Origin of the sequence: Pantoea sp. sgz302252 (genome assembly GCF_047713085.1) — a bacterium.
Classification (GTDB): Bacteria; Pseudomonadota; Gammaproteobacteria; order Enterobacterales; family Enterobacteriaceae; genus Scandinavium.
Genome location: NZ_JBLFJW010000041.1, coordinates 1 through 15,866, shown reverse-complemented (window position 1 = coordinate 15,866; position 15,866 = coordinate 1). Strand labels below are relative to the sequence as shown.

The following is a 15,866-nucleotide window of genomic DNA, read 5'->3' as shown; positions in this document are numbered from 1 at the left end:
CATGCCTTTTCAACCCTTAGTCACCGCGGGCATTGAAAGCGTCCTGAACACTTTTTTATGGCGCGATCGGGCGTTAAAACCCGCCCGTCAACGTCTGCTGGGCAAAGTGCTGCGCGTGGAGTTGAAAGAGTTCACTTCACCGCTGGTGCTGGCTTTCAGTGAACAACAAATTGACGTGCTGGGGGCATGGGAAGGCGAGGCGGATTGTACTGTAACCACCCGCATCGGCGTTCTGCCACAGTTGCGTAATCGCCAACAACTGACTTCGCTGATTCGCTCAGGCGATCTGGAAGTGCAGGGCGATTTGCAAGTGGTGCAGAATTTTGTCGCACTGGCTGATTTAGCCGAGTTCGATCCTGCCGAGCTGCTTGCGCCTTACACCGGCGATATCGCGGCTGAAGGGCTGAGCAAAGTGCTGCGCGGCGGGGCGAAGTTTCTTCAACGTGGCGTAAAGCGTCAGCAAAAATACGTCGCGGAAGTGATTACCGAAGAGTGGCGGGTTGCGCCGGGTCAGCTTGAAGTGGCCTGGTTTGCCGAAGAGAGCGCTGCCGTAGCGCGGGCTGTTGATGCCTTGAGCAAACGGCTGGAAAAACTGGAGGGGAAATGACGCCAGGGGAATTTCGGCGCCTGTATTTTATCATCCACACCTTTTTGAGTTACGGGCTTGATGAGCTCATTCCCAAAATGCGTATCACCCTGCCGCTGCGAATCTGGCGGCGGATGCTGTTCTGGATGCCAAACCGCCACAAAGACTTGCCTTTAGGTGAACGCCTGCGCCTGGCGTTGCAACATCTTGGTCCCGTGTGGATCAAATTTGGCCAGATGCTTTCCACTCGCCGTGACCTTTTCCCGCCACAGATTGCCGATCAGCTGGCGATGTTGCAGGACCGGGTTGCCCCCTTCGACGGCAAACTGGCGCAGGCGCAAATTGAAAAATCGATGGGGGATATTCCCGTCGAGAGTTGGTTTGATGATTTCCAGGTTGAGCCACTGGCCTCGGCGTCTATCGCTCAGGTTCACACTGCTCGCCTGAAAGAAAACGGCAAAGAAGTCGTTATCAAGGTTATCCGCCCGGACATCCTGCCGGTTATCAAAGCGGACATGAAACTGATTTACCGACTTGCGCGTTGGGTGCCTCGTTTGCTGCCCGACGGCCGCCGTCTGCGTCCGCAGGAAGTGGTGCGCGAGTATGAAAAAACGCTGCTTGATGAGCTGAATCTGCTGCGTGAAGCGGCAAACGCCATCCAGCTGCGCCGCAACTTTGAAGACAGCCCGATGCTGTACGTGCCGGAAGTGTATTCCGACTACTGCCGTGAAGACATGCTGGTGATGGAGCGTATTTACGGTATTCCGGTGTCTGATATCGAAATGCTGGAGAAGCAAAACACCAACATGAAACTGCTGGCCGAGCGTGGCGTGCAGGTCTTCTTTACTCAGGTGTTCCGCGACAGCTTCTTCCACGCCGACATGCATCCGGGCAACATTTTTGTGAGCTATGAGCATCCGGAAGATCCGAAGTATATCGGTATCGACTGCGGGATTGTCGGCTCGCTGAACAAAGACGATAAGCGCTATCTGGCTGAAAACTTTATCGCGTTCTTTAACCGCGATTACCGCAAAGTGGCTGAATTGCATGTGGATTCAGGCTGGGTGCCGCCTGACACCAATGTGGAAGAATTCGAATTCGCTATTCGCACCGTGTGCGAGCCCATTTTCGAAAAGCCGCTGGCGGAAATCTCCTTTGGTCACGTATTGTTGAACCTGTTCAATACTGCGCGCCGCTTCAATATGGAAGTGCAACCGCAGCTGGTTTTACTCCAGAAAACACTACTTTACGTTGAGGGGGTAGGACGGCAGCTCTATCCTCAGTTAGACTTATGGAAAACAGCGAAACCTTTCCTGGAGTCATGGCTCAAAGATCAGGTCGGACTGCCGGCGCTGGTGCGTGCGTTTAAAGAGAAAGCGCCGTTCTGGATCGAAAAAATGCCGGAAATGCCTGAACTGATTTACGACAGTTTGCGCCAGGGCAAAAGCCTTCAGCGAAGCATTGATAAAATCGCCCTCGAATTAGGAGCCCATCGTGTCCGTCAGGGGCAGTCTCGCTACCTGTTTGGCGTCGGGGCGGTGTTGATGCTGAGCGGCACGCTGTTGCTGATAACACGCCCTGATTTCGGGTTTTATCCTGCGGGGTTGATGGTCGCAGGTGTGGTCGCCTGGTTCTTTGGCTGGCGAAAAGGCCGCTGATTTTTGCTTCATTTATACGAAGGCGTGTAATTTACACGCCAAACACCGATGACTTAGCTCGTGCTACCACAGGACGAGAAGCAGTCATCAAAAAACAAGGAAAATCAATTTATTGATTTTCGGCTGATAACAACAAAGAAGGAAAAACCACGTTTTTTCCTTCTTTGTCAGCACTCAAGGCGTGTAACCTACACGTTAATGGATTCACTATCATCTGACACAGAGGAATACGTATGGGTGGTATCGGTACTTGGCAGTTATTGATCGTCGTGGTCATCGTGGTTCTGCTTTTCGGGACGAAAAAGCTGAGCTCGCTGGGATCTGACCTGGGGGCGTCTATCAAAGGCTTCAAGAAAGCCATGGGTGATGAAGACGACAAACAGGACAAGAAAGACGCTTCCGTACAGGACGCTGATTTTCCGCAGAAATCCCTGTCTGAAAATCAGGATGATGCGAAAAAAGACGACGCAAAACGCCACGATAAAGAGCAGGTGTAATTCGTGTTCGACATTGGTTTCAGTGAGCTGCTACTGGTGTTCATTATTGGCCTGATTGTTCTCGGGCCAAAACGTTTACCTGTGGCAGTAAAAACGGTGGTCGGCTGGATCAAGGCGATTCGCTCGCTGGCCACCACCGTGCAAAATGAACTGGCTCAGGAGCTGAAGCTTCAGGAGTTTCAGGACAGCCTGAAGAAGGTTGAGAAGGCGAGCCTGGGAAATCTGTCGCCTGAGTTAAAAGAGTCGATGGATGAACTGCGTGAAGCGGCGGAGTCCATGAAGCGTTCTTATACTCAGCATGATGCCGAGCGTGCCGGTGATGAAGCCAACACCCTCCTTAACCCGGTGGTGAAAGGCAGCGAAGAACAGCGTCAGGGCGTTACGCCTGTCACGGCAGAACATCAGGCCAGCGCTGAACCGCAGGCCCCTGAAGCGGTCGCAGAACCTGAGAAGAAACCGGAAGAAACCCCTGTTTCTGACGCGTCGGTTAAGGTGAAAGCTGCCGCGCCGGCTTCGGATCCCTCCCCAGCAAACAGCGATAAACCGTAATCATGGGCGTAGAAGAAACTCAACCGCTGATTTCGCATCTGATTGAGCTGCGTAAGCGACTCATCAACTGCATCATCGCGGTGTTCGTTATTTTTCTGGCGTTGGTCTATTTTGCCAACGACATTTACCAGCTGGTCTCTGCACCGCTGATCAAGCAGATGCCCGTTGGGGCGACGATGATCGCCACCGATGTGGCTTCGCCGTTCTTTACGCCAATCAAGCTGACCTTTATGGTCTCGGTCATTCTGTCAGCGCCGGTCATTCTTTATCAGGTGTGGGCTTTTATTGCTCCTGCGCTGTATAAGCACGAACGCCGTCTGGTGGTGCCACTGTTGGTATCCAGCACGCTGCTGTTCTATATCGGCATGGCCTTTGCTTACTTCGTGGTGTTCCCGCTGGCGTTTGGCTTCCTGACCCACACTGCGCCGATTGGCGTGCAGGTGTCGACGGATATCCGCAGCTACCTTGATTTCGTCATGGCGCTGTTTATGGCCTTCGGCGTGTCATTCGAAGTGCCCGTTGCGATTGTGCTGCTCTGCTGGGTGGGTGTGACCACACCGGACGATTTGCGTAAGAAGCGCCCGTACGTGCTGGTCGCCGCTTTCGTTATCGGCATGCTGTTGACGCCGCCGGATGTGTTCTCACAAACGCTGCTGGCCATCCCGATGTACTGTCTGTTTGAAGTTGGCGTGTTCTTTGCCCGCTTCTACACCGGCAAGCGCAGGTCGCGTGATGAAGATGCCGCGGCGGAAGAAGAAGCCGCCGAGAAAGCCGAAAAAGAAGAGTAATCCGCCGCCCGAAAGGGCGGTTTTACTGTGGGTATTTGTATGTTTGATATCGGTGTGAATCTCACCAGTTCTCAGTTTTCCCGTGACCGTGATGACGTTGTCGCGCGTGCATTTTCTGCAGGCATCAGCGGTATGCTGATAACCGGCACCAATCAGGCTGAAAGCGAAGAGGCACATAATCTTGCTCAACGTTATCCGCATTGCTGGTCCACGGCGGGCGTTCACCCCCACGACAGCAGTAGCTGGACACCTGAAGTGGCGGAGGCCATTCAACGGTTGGCGCAATTACCTGAAGTGGTGGCGGTGGGTGAATGTGGGCTGGACTTCAACCGTAATTTTTCCACACCGCAAGAACAGGAAGCCGCTTTTAGCGCCCAACTGGCGATAGCGGCAGGACTCAACATGCCTGTGTTTATGCACTGCCGTGAAGCACACGAACGTTTTATCGCCCTGCTGAAACCCTGGCTTGGCAAATTGCCAGGCGCAGTGCTTCACTGCTTTACCGGCACCCAGGATGAGCTGCGCGAGTGTCTTGAGCACGGCTTGTATATCGGCATAACGGGTTGGGTGTGCGATGAACGACGGGGGCTGGAATTGCGTGACATGCTGCCGCTGATCCCAGCAGAACGCCTGTTAGTTGAAACGGATGCACCGTGGTTGTTGCCACGCGATCTGTCGCCGAAACCCTTTTCGCGTCGCAACGAACCCGCGCATCTTACCCACATTCTGGAGCGCATTGCTCACTGGCGTGGGGAAGAGGTACAGACACTGTCAGCGATCACTGACAACAATGTCAACACGCTGTTCGGTATCGATTTTTAAGATCAGACTTTGCGGAAATCAGTGTTTTTAACGCTCTGAAGGATCTGCTTGTTCAGCAGATTAAGCAGCAGCATGGAGCGGGCTTCACCGTCAGGCTCGGCAAAAATAGCTTCTAAGCCTTCAAAAGCGCCTTCGGTGATCACCACGCTATCGCCAGCATACGGCGTATCAGGGTCGGTGACGCCTTCCGGCTTGTAAATGGAGAGCTGGTGAACCACCGCAGAAGGTACGATAGTCGGCTGTGAGCCAAAGCGAACGAAATGGCTGACGCCGCGAGTCGCATTAATGGTGGTGGTGTGAATCACTTCCGGATCGAACTCAACGAACATATAGTTGGGAAAAAGCGGTTCGTCTACCGTGGTGCGTTTACCGCGCACCATCTTTTCCAGCGCAATAGTTGGCGTCAGGCAGTTAACCGCCTGGCGTTGAAGATGTTCCTGGGCCCGCTGAAGTTGCCCACGTTTGCAGTACAGTAAATACCAGGCTTGCATAATCACTCTTTCCCGAAATTCTGCTGGAAAGCATAACAAAAGCCTGGCGTGATAGCGAAAGGGATTGTGGCTGCCCGGAAGCTTCACACTTCACGCTAATTTAACAAAACTACAGCATCCCGCCGCCGAACGCCGTATAATGAGGCGCTGACAAAGAGGCCATGACTGACCCCATGAAATACCATGATTTGCGCGATTTTCTGACATTACTCGAACAACAGGGTGAGCTTAAACGCATCACACTGCCCGTCGATCCTCACCTCGAAATCACTGAAATTGCCGATCGTACGCTGCGTGCGGGTGGCCCGGCGCTGCTGTTCGAAAACCCGAAAGGGTACGACATGCCTCTGCTGTGTAATCTGTTCGGCACGCCTAAGCGCGTGGCAATGGGGATGGGGCAGGAAGATGTCAGCGCGCTGCGTGAAGTGGGGAAACTGCTGGCCTTCCTGAAAGAGCCAGAACCGCCGAAAGGCTTCCGTGACCTCTTTGATAAGCTGCCGCAGTTCAAACAAGTGCTGAACATGCCGACCAAACGGCTGCGCAATGCACCTTGCCAGCAAAAAGTAATGCAGGGTGATGAAGTCGATCTCACCCGCATTCCGATCATGACCTGCTGGCCGGAAGATGCCGCCCCGCTGATCACCTGGGGCCTGACGGTCACTCGTGGCCCGCATAAAGAGCGCCAGAATCTGGGGATTTATCGTCAGCAGTTGATGGGCAAAAACAAGCTGATCATGCGCTGGCTGTCCCACCGTGGCGGTGCGCTGGATTTCCAGGAGTGGTGCGCGGCGCATCCTGGCGAACGCTTCCCTGTTTCTGTTGCGCTGGGCGCAGATCCTGCCACCATTCTTGGTGCAGTCACGCCAGTGCCGGATACGCTGTCTGAATACGCGTTTGCAGGCTTGCTGCGGGGCACGAAAACGGAAGTCGTCAAATGTCTTTCCAATGACCTCGAAGTGCCAGCCAGCGCGGAGATTGTGCTTGAAGGCTATATCGAAGCGGGCGAAATGGCACCGGAAGGGCCGTACGGCGACCATACCGGCTACTACAATGAAGTGGATAGCTTCCCGGTGTTCACCGTCACACATATCACTCAGCGCGAAGATGCGATTTACCATTCCACTTATACTGGTCGTCCACCGGATGAACCGGCTGTGTTAGGTGTGGCGCTGAATGAAGTCTTCGTGCCTATTCTGCAAAAGCAGTTCCCGGAGATTGTCGATTTCTATCTGCCGCCGGAAGGGTGCTCTTATCGCCTGGCGGTGGTGACCATGAAAAAGCAGTACGCCGGACACGCCAAACGCGTGATGATGGGCGTCTGGTCTTTCCTGCGTCAGTTTATGTACACCAAATTTGTGATTGTCTGCGACGATGACGTTAATGCCCGCGACTGGAATGACGTCATCTGGGCCATCACGACGCGTATGGACCCGGCCCGCGATACGGTGCTGGTAGAAAATACGCCGATTGATTATCTGGACTTTGCCTCGCCGGTTTCCGGTCTGGGGTCGAAAATGGGGCTGGATGCCACCAATAAATGGCCAGGCGAAACCCAGCGTGAATGGGGACGCCCGATCAAAAAAGATCCCGAAGTTATCGCGCGTGTTGACGCCATTTGGGATGAATTGGCCATCTTCAATGACGGCAAGGGTGCCTGAGCGCCGCCGTGTTTGCCTTATAGACCCGACAGAGGGAGCGCATGACAACCTTAAGCTGTAAAGTCACCTCGGTAGATGCCATTACCGACACGGTATACCGCGTTCGTTTAGAACCTGAAGCGGCGTTTTCCTTCCGCGCGGGTCAATACCTGATGGTGGTGATGGACGAGCGTGATAAGCGCCCCTTCTCCATGGCCTCCACGCCGGATGAACACGCGTTCATCGAGCTGCACATCGGGGCGTCTGAACTGAACCTGTACGCGATGGCGGTGATGGATCGCATCCTGAAAGAGCGCGAAGTGGTGGTGGATATTCCCCACGGCGAGGCCTGGCTGCGCGACGATGAAACGCGTCCGATGGTGCTGATTGCAGGCGGGACAGGGTTCTCGTATGTGCGTTCTATTCTGTTGACTGCACTGGCGAAAAATCCCGATCGCGAAATCGCTATTTACTGGGGCGGGCGCGAAGAGAAGCATTTATACGATCTGTCTGAGCTGGAAGCGCTGACCCTTACGCATCCAAATCTGCGGGTTGAGCCTGTCGTTGAGCAGCCGGAAGAAGGCTGGCGTGGGCGTTCTGGTACGGTGCTGACAGCGGTATTGCAGGATTACGGTACGCTGGCAGAACACGATATCTATATCGCTGGGCGTTTTGAAATGGCGAAAATTGCCCGTGACCTGTTCTGTAACGAACGTGGCGCACGTGAAGATCGCCTGTTTGGTGATGCGTTCGCATTTATTTAGTCTTTTCCCCCTCTCCCTGTGGGAGAGGGTCGGGGAGAGGGCATCAGGCCGCAGGAAGCAATAAATAAAAAACCCGCCCCTGACAGGCGGGAAGAACGGCAACTAAACAGTTTTAGTCTTCTATTGTAAGCCGGATAAGCATAGCGACATCCGGCTTTTCAACATTACCCGACGCAATGCCCGATGGCGCGTTGCTTATCGGGCCTACGTGACTTTCATCAGACTCGTTCAAATACTGTTGCGATCCCCTGACCCAGACCGATACACATGGTCGCCAGGCCAAACTGAGCGTCTTTGCGTTCCATCAGGTTGAGCAGCGTGGTGCTGATACGTGCACCCGAGCAACCCAGCGGATGACCCAGGGCGATCGCGCCGCCGTTGAGGTTGATCTTCTGGTCGATTTGCTCCATCAGGCCCAGATCTTTAATACACGGCAGGATCTGCGCGGCAAACGCTTCGTTCATTTCAAACAGATCGATATCACTGGTCGTCAGGCCGGCTTTTTTCAGCGCCAGTTTTGACGCCGGAACCGGACCGTAGCCCATGATTGACGGGTCGCACCCGACAACAGCCATCGAACGAATACGTGCACGAGGTTTCAGACCCAGTTCACGGGCACGGCTTTCGCTCATCACCAGCATTGCTGAAGCACCATCAGACAAGGCGGAAGAGGTTCCCGCCGTTACGGTGCCTGTTACCGGATCAAAAGCCGGACGGAGGGTCGACAGTGCTTCGACGGTGGTTTCCGGGCGGATCACTTCGTCATAATTGAACTGTTTCAGCACGCCATCAGCATCGTGTCCGCCGGTCGGGATGATTTCATTTTTGAAGGCACCGGATTGTGTGGCAGCCCAGGCGCGAGCATGAGAGCGTGCAGCGAACTGGTCCTGCATTTCACGGCTGATGCCATGCAAACGGGAAAGCATTTCTGCTGTCAGCCCCATCATGCCAGCGGCTTTCGCCACGTTGCGGCTCATGCCAGGGTGGAAATCAACGCCGTGGCTCATCGGCACGTGGCCCATGTGTTCAACGCCGCCAATCAGACACGCCTGTGCATCACCGGTCATGATCATGCGTGCCGCATCGTGCAATGCCTGCATGGAAGAACCGCACAGACGGTTCACTGTGACAGCGGGCACTGAATGGGGAATTTCAGCCAGTAACGCGGCGTTACGCGCAATGTTGAAGCCCTGTTCCAGCGTCTGCTGCACGCAGCCCCAGTAGATGTCGTCAAGCGCGGTTGGGTCGAGCGCCGGGTTACGCGACAGCAGGCTACGCATCAGGTGCGCCGAGAGATCCTCTGCACGCACGTTACGGAATGCGCCGCCTTTTGAACGGCCCATCGGGGTACGAATTGCATCGACAATGACAACCTGTTCCATTGTGACTCCTTAAGCCGTTTTCAGCTCACCCACCGGACGGGCAGGTTCAACCGGTGGATAATATGCTTCGTTATGACGCGCCTTGTTACGCAGGCCTTCCGGGACTTCGTACAACGGACCAAGCTGCTGATACTGTTGCGCCATGTCGAGGTATTTCGCGCTGCCGAGCGTATCCAGCCAGCGGAATGCGCCGCCGTGGAATGGAGGGAAGCCCAGACCATAAACCAGTGCCATATCGGCTTCTGCTGGCGTGGCGATAATGCCTTCTTCCAGGCAGCGCACCACTTCGTTGACCATTGGGATCATCATGCGGGCGATAATCTCCTCGTCGCTGAAGTCGCGTTTCGGCTGGCTGACTTCGGCAAGCAGAGCTTCCACCGCCGGGTCTTCTTCTTTCTTCGGCTTGCCTTTGCTGTCTTCTTTGTAGCGCCAGAAACCGAGGCCATTTTTCTGTCCATAGCGGTTAGCCTCGAACAGAGCATCGATAGCATCGCGGGAATCTTTCTGCATACGCTGAGGGAAGCCTGCCGCCATCACAGCCTGAGCGTGGTGCGCGGTGTCGATACCGACTACGTCCAGCAGATAAGCTGGGCCCATTGGCCAGCCGAAGACTTTTTCCATCACTTTATCGACTTTGTGGAAGTCAGCGCCGTCACGCAGCAACTGGCTGAAACCTGCGAAGTAAGGGAACAGCACGCGGTTGACGAAGAAGCCCGGACAGTCGTTGACCACAATGGGGGTTTTGCCCATTTTGCTGGCCCAGGCGACGACTTTGGCAATGGTCTCGTCGGACGTTTTCTCGCCGCGAATCACTTCAACCAGCGGCATGCGGTGAACCGGGTTAAAGAAGTGCATGCCGCAGAAGTTTTCCGGGCGCTTCAGCACGCTTGCCAGTTCGCCGATGGGAATAGTGGAGGTGTTGGAGGCCAGCACGGCATCTGCGCGAACTTTGTCTTCGGTTTCTGCCAGCACCGCTTTCTTCACTTTCGGGTTCTCAACAACAGCTTCAACCACCACATCAACACGCTCAAATCCGGCGTAGTCAAGGGTTGGGTGAATCGTCGAGATAACGCCTGCGAGTTTCAGGCCATTAATTTTTCCACGCTCAAGCTGCTTGTTCAGTAACTTGGCGGCTTCGTTCATCCCGAGGGTCAATGACTTATCATTGATGTCCTTCATGATGACCGGCACGCCTTTCCAGGCAGACTGGTAAGCGATGCCGCCACCCATAATCCCGGCTCCAAGAACGGCAGCCTGTTTCGGGGTTTCAACGTTTTTGGTCAGTTTCTTCGCCTGAGCTTTGACGAACTGATCATTAAGGAAAATGCCAACCAGCGCGCGGGCTTCGTTGGAGTGCGCCAGGGGAACAAAACTTTGATTTTCAAGCACCAGTGCCTGATCGCGACCTAAGCGTGCGGCAGCTTCAATCGTTTTTACGGCGGTGATCGGCGCCGGGTAATGTTTGCCAGCGGTCTGCATCACCATGCCTTTGGCGATGGTGAAGCTCATGGTGGCTTCAATTTTGCTGAGCTTCAGTGGGTCCAGTTTCGGTTGGCGTTTCGCCTTCCAGTCCAGATCGCCACTGATGGCCTGACGCAGAATGGCAATCGCGCCGTCGCGCAGTTTTTCAGGTTTCACTACACCATCAACCAGACCGATTTTCTGCGCTTCTTCTGCGCCCACATCTTTGCCTGCCGCGATGATTTCCAGCGCGCTATCCGCACCGAGCAGACGCGGTAAACGAACGGAACCCCCGAAGCCAGGCATGATGCCCAGTTTGGTTTCTGGCAGACCGATCCGCAGATCAGGAGTGGCCAGACGATAGTCTGTTGCCAGTACGCATTCACAGCCGCCGCCAAGCGCGTAGCCGTTGATAGCGGAAACAGTCGGGACAGGTAAATCTTCCAGACGATTAAAGACGCTGTTGGCGAAATGCAGCCACTGGCTCAGTTGTTCCTGCGGCACCTGGAACAGGCCCAGGAATTCGGTGATATCGGCGCCGACAATAAATGCGGCTTTCTCAGAACGAAGTAAAACGCCCTTCAGATCTTTCTGTTTTTCAAGGACGTCCAGCGCCTGGCCGAGGCTGGCTACGGTTGCGGTATCGAGCTTGTTCACTGAGCCTGGGGCATCGAACACCAGTTCGGCAATGCCATCTTCCAGCCAGTCGAGGTACAGGGTGTCGCCTTTGTAGAGCATGTCAGTCTCCTGAATCCAGCAAAGTTACTGGTCTTACCAGATGAGACGGAGTGTGGATTTTATGTTAATAAAATGCAAATGACTGTTTAAAAAAATGACGTCTGGATCACGCTCGGCAGAAATCACGCACCCTCAGAGTGATGTGCTAAGATGCGGAGAATTACGGTCGAAAAGACAGAAGGGAAAATCATGGATTCACTGGCAACTCTTTATAAAAATCATATCGATACGTTGCAGGAGCGTGCGCGTAACGTGCTGGATCGTTTTAAACTGGATGCGCTGTTGATTCACTCCGGCGAGCTGGTTAACGTTTTTTTAGATGACCATCCATATCCGTTCAAAGTTAACCCGCAGTTCAAAGCGTGGGTGCCGGTGACTCAGGTGCCAAACTGCTGGCTGCTGGTGGATGGTGTCAACAAGCCGAAGCTGTGGTTCTATCTGCCGGTGGATTACTGGCACAACGTTGAACCGCTGCCAGACTCCTTCTGGACCAATGATGTGGACGTTATCGCGCTGCCGAAAGCTGATGGCATTGGCAGCCAGTTGCCTGCCGCGCGTGGCAATATCGCTTATATCGGCCCGGTTGCGGAACGTGCGCTGGGGCTTGATATCAGCGCCGCCAACATCAACCCGAAAGGGGTGATTGATTACCTGCATTACTACCGTTCTTATAAAACCGATTACGAACTCTCCTGCATGCGTGAAGCGCAGAAGATGGCGGTGAATGGTCATCAGGCGGCGCACGAAGCGTTCCTGTCCGGCATGAGTGAGTTCGATATCAATCTTGCTTACCTGACCGCGACCGGTCATCGCGACACCGATGTGCCGTACAGCAACATCGTGGCGCTGAATGAGCACGCTTCCGTTCTGCATTACACCAGGCTGGATCATCGTGCGCCGTCTGAAATGCGTAGCTTCCTGCTGGATGCTGGCGCTGAGTACAACGGCTACGCGGCGGACCTGACTCGCACCTGGGCGGGTAATGCCGATACTGAATTTGCACAGTTGATTAAAGATGTGAATGCCGAGCAGCTGGCCCTCATCGATACGCTGAAAGCGGGTGTGAGCTACGTTGATTACCACATCCAGTTCCATCAGCGCATCGCGAAGTTGCTGCGTAAGCACCAGATCCTGACCGACATGAGCGAAGAGGCGATGGTGGAAAACAATCTCACCGGGCCATTTATGCCACACGGTTTAGGCCATCCGCTGGGTCTGCAAGTTCACGACGTTGCCGGGTTTATGCAGGATGATCAAGGCACGCATCTCGCCGCGCCGTCGAAATATCCTTACCTGCGCTGCACCCGCATTCTGCAACCGCGTATGGTGCTGACCATTGAACCGGGGATTTACTTCATTGAATCGCTGCTGGCGCCATGGCGTGAAGGCGAATTCAGTAAGCACTTCAACTGGCAGAAAATCGAAGCGATGAAACCGTTTGGCGGCATTCGCATCGAAGATAACGTGGTTATCCACGAAAACAGCATTGAAAACATGACCCGGGATCTGAAGCTGGCTTGATGGAAAGTTGGCTTATCCCCGCAGCGCCGGTCTCTGTTGTTGAAGAGATCAAAAAGAGCCGCTTCATTACGTTACTCGCGCACACTGAGGGCGTGGAAGCGGCAAAAGCGTTTGTTGAATCCGTCAGAAATCAGCACCCCGACGCGCGCCACCATTGTGTGGCGTGGGTCGCCGGGCCGCCTGACGATTCACAACAGCTGGGTTTCTCTGATGATGGTGAACCGGCGGGAACGGCGGGTAAACCGATGTTGGCCCAGCTAATGGGCAGCGGCGTGGGTGAAATTACCGCTGTGGTAGTCCGTTACTACGGCGGCATTCTGCTTGGAACCGGTGGTCTGGTCAAAGCGTACGGTGGCGGCGTCAACCAGGCGTTGGCGCAGCTCACCACTCAACGCAAAACGCCCTTAACGGAATATACTTTGCAGTGCGAGTACGCTCAGCTGTCAGGCATCGAAACGCTGCTCGCCCAGTTTGGCGGTAACATTGCGAGCAGTGATTATCAGGCCTCCGTTCATCTCACGGTGGCGCTTCCTCAGGCCGAACTGGCGTCTTTTTCGACAAAACTGGCTGATTTTAGTCGCGGTGCGTTGCAATTACGCAGGATTGACGAATAATCCCCGGTCTATTTTCTGTTTATCTAAGGAAGCGGCAGAGATGCATTTTCGTGCCATAACCCGAATCGTTGGACTGCTGGTCATTCTGTTTTCAGGCACGATGATTGTGCCTGGACTGGTGGCATTGATTTATCGGGACGGGGCTGGACGGGCATTTACCCAGACCTTTTTCGTCGCGCTGGCGATTGGGTCCCTGCTGTGGTGGCCAAACCGCAAACAAAAGGGTGAGCTTAAATCTCGCGAAGGGTTTCTTATCGTGGTGCTGTTCTGGACCGTGCTGGGAAGCGTGGGTGCGCTGCCCTTTATCTTCTCTGAACAGCCGAATCTGACGATCACCGATGCTTTCTTTGAATCGTTCTCAGGATTGACCACCACAGGCGCAACGACGCTGGTGGGGCTGGATTCCTTACCGCATGCCATCCTCTTTTATCGGCAAATGCTGCAGTGGTTTGGCGGGATGGGGATCATCGTATTGGCGGTAGCTATCCTGCCAATACTGGGCGTCGGGGGCATGCAGCTCTATCGCGCGGAAATGCCCGGGCCGCTGAAAGACAACAAGATGCGCCCGCGAATTGCGGAAACGGCAAAAACGCTATGGCTCATTTATGTATTGCTAACTGTCGCTTGTGCATTGGCCTTGTGGTTTGCGGGGATGCCTGCGTTTGATGCCATCGGCCACAGCTTTGCCACTATCGCCATTGGTGGGTTCTCCACGCACGATGCCAGCGTGGGTTACTTCAACAGCCCAACCATCAATACCATTATTGCTATCTTCTTACTGATCTCTGGCTGTAATTACGGCCTGCACTTCTCTTTATTAAGTGGCCGTAGTCTGAAGGTGTACTGGCGTGACCCGGAATTCCGCATGTTTATCGGTGTGCAGCTGACTTTGGTGATTGTCTGTACGCTGGTGCTATTTCTTCACGATGTCTATACCTCGGCGTTGACGACGCTAAACCAGGCTTTCTTCCAGGTTGTCTCAATGGCAACGACAGCCGGTTTTACCACAGACAGCATCGCACGCTGGCCATTGTTCCTGCCGGTACTGCTACTGTGCTCTGCTTTTATCGGCGGTTGTGCGGGATCAACCGGTGGCGGTCTGAAGGTTATTCGTATCCTTCTTCTGTTTAAGCAAGGAAACCGAGAGCTGAAACGACTGGTGCACCCGAATGCTGTTTACAGTATCAAGCTGGGGAACCGTGCGCTGCCCGAACGTATTCTGGAAGCGGTGTGGGGATTCTTCTCTGCTTATGCTCTGGTATTCATCATCAGTATGCTGGCGATTATCGCCACGGGCGTGGATGACTTCTCTGCGTTTGCCTCCGTTGTGGCAACGCTGAATAACCTTGGCCCAGGGCTGGGGGTGGTGGCGGATAACTTCGCCAGCATGAATCCAGTAGCAAAATGGATCCTGATCGCCAACATGCTGTTTGGTCGTCTGGAAGTCTTTACCTTGTTGGTGCTGTTTACACCGACTTTCTGGCGCGAATAACAGGAGCCTTTGTGAAAATATTGATTCTCTTCTCAACGCGTGATGGGCAGACGCGTGAGATTGCTTCTTCTCTGGCGTCAGAACTGAAAGAGCAGGCGTTTGATGTTGATGTGGTTAACCTGCATCGCGCAGAAGCGATTACATGGGCAGACTACGACGGCGTGGTGATCGGTGCTTCTATTCGTTATGGGCACTTTCACTCCACGCTCGACAGCTTTGTGAAAAAGCATCAGCAAGCATTAAAGCAACTGCCCAGTGCTTTCTATACGGTGAACCTGGTTGCGCGCAAACCTGAAAAGCGTACGCCGCAAACAAACAGCTATACGCGTAAGTTCTTACTGAGCTCCCCCTGGCAGCCGGATCGCTGTGCTGTTTTTGCGGGTGCCTTGCGTTATCCGCGTTACACCTGGTATGACCGCATGATGATCCGCCTGATTATGAAGATGACAGGGGGCGAAACGGATACGAGTAAAGAAGTGGTGTACACCGATTGGCAGCAGGTGACGAATTTTGCCCGTGAAATTGCTCAGCTTGTGCGCAAATAGCCGCTAAAAAAGGCATGAAGCCTGGAATTTGAGCAGTCGATAAATTTTTTGAATATTATTCTTGCCACTTCAGAATTACCCCCTATAATGCGCCTCCACTGACACGGAACAACGGCAGGCAAGCCGCCGGGTCAGCAGGGTTTCTCCGGAAATTCTGGCAGACGAAAAGCGAAAATAAATGCTTGACTCTGAAAGAGGAAAACGTATTATACGGGACCTCGAAACGGTGAGCGAAAGCCGCGTTTCAACTGCTCTTTAACAATTTATCAGACAATCTGTGTGGGCACTCAAAGTGACATGGATTCTTAACGTCCTCGGACG

Annotated in this window: 15 protein-coding genes; 12 read left to right on the top strand and 3 right to left on the bottom strand. The window is 54.1% G+C overall.

The window, feature by feature from the left end; genetic code table 11:
• The first annotated feature begins 1 nt into the window (after position 1).
• From ubiJ to tatD, 6 genes are all read left to right on the top strand, one after another.
• Positions 2–607 carry a ubiquinone biosynthesis protein UbiJ gene (ubiJ, locus tag ACLW56_RS22525; RefSeq protein ID WP_330985903.1) on the top strand — a complete coding sequence of 202 codons (606 nt, stop codon included), beginning with the start codon at positions 2–4 and terminating at the stop codon, positions 605–607.
• Positions 604–2,244, top strand: coding sequence for a ubiquinone biosynthesis regulatory protein kinase UbiB (ubiB, locus tag ACLW56_RS22520; RefSeq protein WP_330985902.1), 1,641 nt, complete (start codon positions 604–606; stop codon positions 2,242–2,244). The genes ubiJ and ubiB overlap by 4 nt, the downstream gene beginning before the upstream one ends.
• 233 nt (positions 2,245–2,477) lie before the next feature.
• Positions 2,478–2,741, top strand: coding sequence for a Sec-independent protein translocase subunit TatA (tatA, locus tag ACLW56_RS22515; protein ID WP_330985901.1), 264 nt, complete (start codon positions 2,478–2,480; stop codon positions 2,739–2,741).
• Between the two features lie 3 nt (positions 2,742–2,744).
• On the top strand, positions 2,745–3,290 hold the full coding sequence (tatB, locus tag ACLW56_RS22510) for a Sec-independent protein translocase protein TatB (RefSeq protein ID WP_330985900.1): 546 nt from the start codon (positions 2,745–2,747) through the stop codon (positions 3,288–3,290).
• 2 nt (positions 3,291–3,292) lie between these two features.
• The gene (gene tatC, locus ACLW56_RS22505; protein WP_330985899.1) at positions 3,293–4,078 is read left to right on the top strand and encodes a Sec-independent protein translocase subunit TatC; all 786 of its coding nucleotides are present in this window, start codon (positions 3,293–3,295) and stop codon (positions 4,076–4,078) included.
• Positions 4,079–4,117: 39 nt separating this feature from the next.
• A complete protein-coding gene (tatD, locus tag ACLW56_RS22500; protein ID WP_330985898.1) occupies positions 4,118–4,900 on the top strand; it encodes a 3'-5' ssDNA/RNA exonuclease TatD in 783 nt (260 codons plus the stop codon).
• A gap of 2 nt (positions 4,901–4,902) precedes the next feature.
• Here the strand turns inward: tatD and rfaH are convergent, their stop codons facing one another.
• Positions 4,903–5,391 (bottom strand): transcription/translation regulatory transformer protein RfaH, encoded by a 489-nt coding sequence (gene rfaH, locus ACLW56_RS22495; protein ID WP_330985897.1) that lies wholly within the window; start codon positions 5,389–5,391, stop codon positions 4,903–4,905.
• Positions 5,392–5,552: 161 nt separating this feature from the next.
• On the opposite strand from rfaH, the gene ubiD reads away from it, so the two are divergent.
• Together ubiD and fre are read left to right on the top strand one after the other, a co-directional pair.
• Entirely contained in the window at positions 5,553–7,049 is a 1,497-nt protein-coding gene (ubiD, locus tag ACLW56_RS22490; protein WP_415378072.1) for a 4-hydroxy-3-polyprenylbenzoate decarboxylase, read from the top strand.
• Positions 7,050–7,090: 41 nt separating this feature from the next.
• Positions 7,091–7,792, top strand: a complete 702-nt coding sequence (gene fre, locus ACLW56_RS22485) for an NAD(P)H-flavin reductase (protein ID WP_330985895.1) — start codon at positions 7,091–7,093, stop codon at positions 7,790–7,792.
• A gap of 218 nt (positions 7,793–8,010) precedes the next feature.
• Here fre and fadA read toward each other — a convergent pair whose 3' ends face one another.
• Together fadA and fadB are read right to left on the bottom strand one after the other, a co-directional pair.
• A complete protein-coding gene (fadA, locus tag ACLW56_RS22480) occupies positions 8,011–9,174 on the bottom strand; it encodes an acetyl-CoA C-acyltransferase FadA (protein ID WP_330985894.1) in 1,164 nt (387 codons plus the stop codon).
• Positions 9,175–9,183: 9 nt separating this feature from the next.
• Entirely contained in the window at positions 9,184–11,373 is a 2,190-nt protein-coding gene (gene fadB / locus ACLW56_RS22475; RefSeq protein WP_330985893.1) for a fatty acid oxidation complex subunit alpha FadB, read from the bottom strand.
• A 189-nt stretch (positions 11,374–11,562) separates the two neighbouring features.
• On the opposite strand from fadB, the gene pepQ reads away from it, so the two are divergent.
• From pepQ to hemG, 4 genes are read left to right on the top strand one after another with little or no spacing between them, the layout of a single operon-like run.
• Positions 11,563–12,894, top strand: coding sequence for a Xaa-Pro dipeptidase (gene pepQ, locus ACLW56_RS22470; protein WP_330985892.1), 1,332 nt, complete (start codon positions 11,563–11,565; stop codon positions 12,892–12,894).
• A complete protein-coding gene (locus ACLW56_RS22465) occupies positions 12,894–13,508 on the top strand; it encodes an IMPACT family protein (RefSeq protein WP_330985891.1) in 615 nt (204 codons plus the stop codon). The genes pepQ and ACLW56_RS22465 overlap by 1 nt, the downstream gene beginning before the upstream one ends.
• 40 nt (positions 13,509–13,548) lie before the next feature.
• Complete coding sequence (gene trkH / locus ACLW56_RS22460) at positions 13,549–15,000, top strand: Trk system potassium transporter TrkH (RefSeq protein WP_330985890.1); 1,452 nt, start codon at positions 13,549–13,551, stop codon at positions 14,998–15,000.
• A gap of 11 nt (positions 15,001–15,011) precedes the next feature.
• Entirely contained in the window at positions 15,012–15,545 is a 534-nt protein-coding gene (gene hemG, locus ACLW56_RS22455) for a menaquinone-dependent protoporphyrinogen IX dehydrogenase (RefSeq protein WP_330985889.1), read from the top strand.
• The last annotated feature ends 321 nt before the right edge of the window (positions 15,546–15,866 follow it).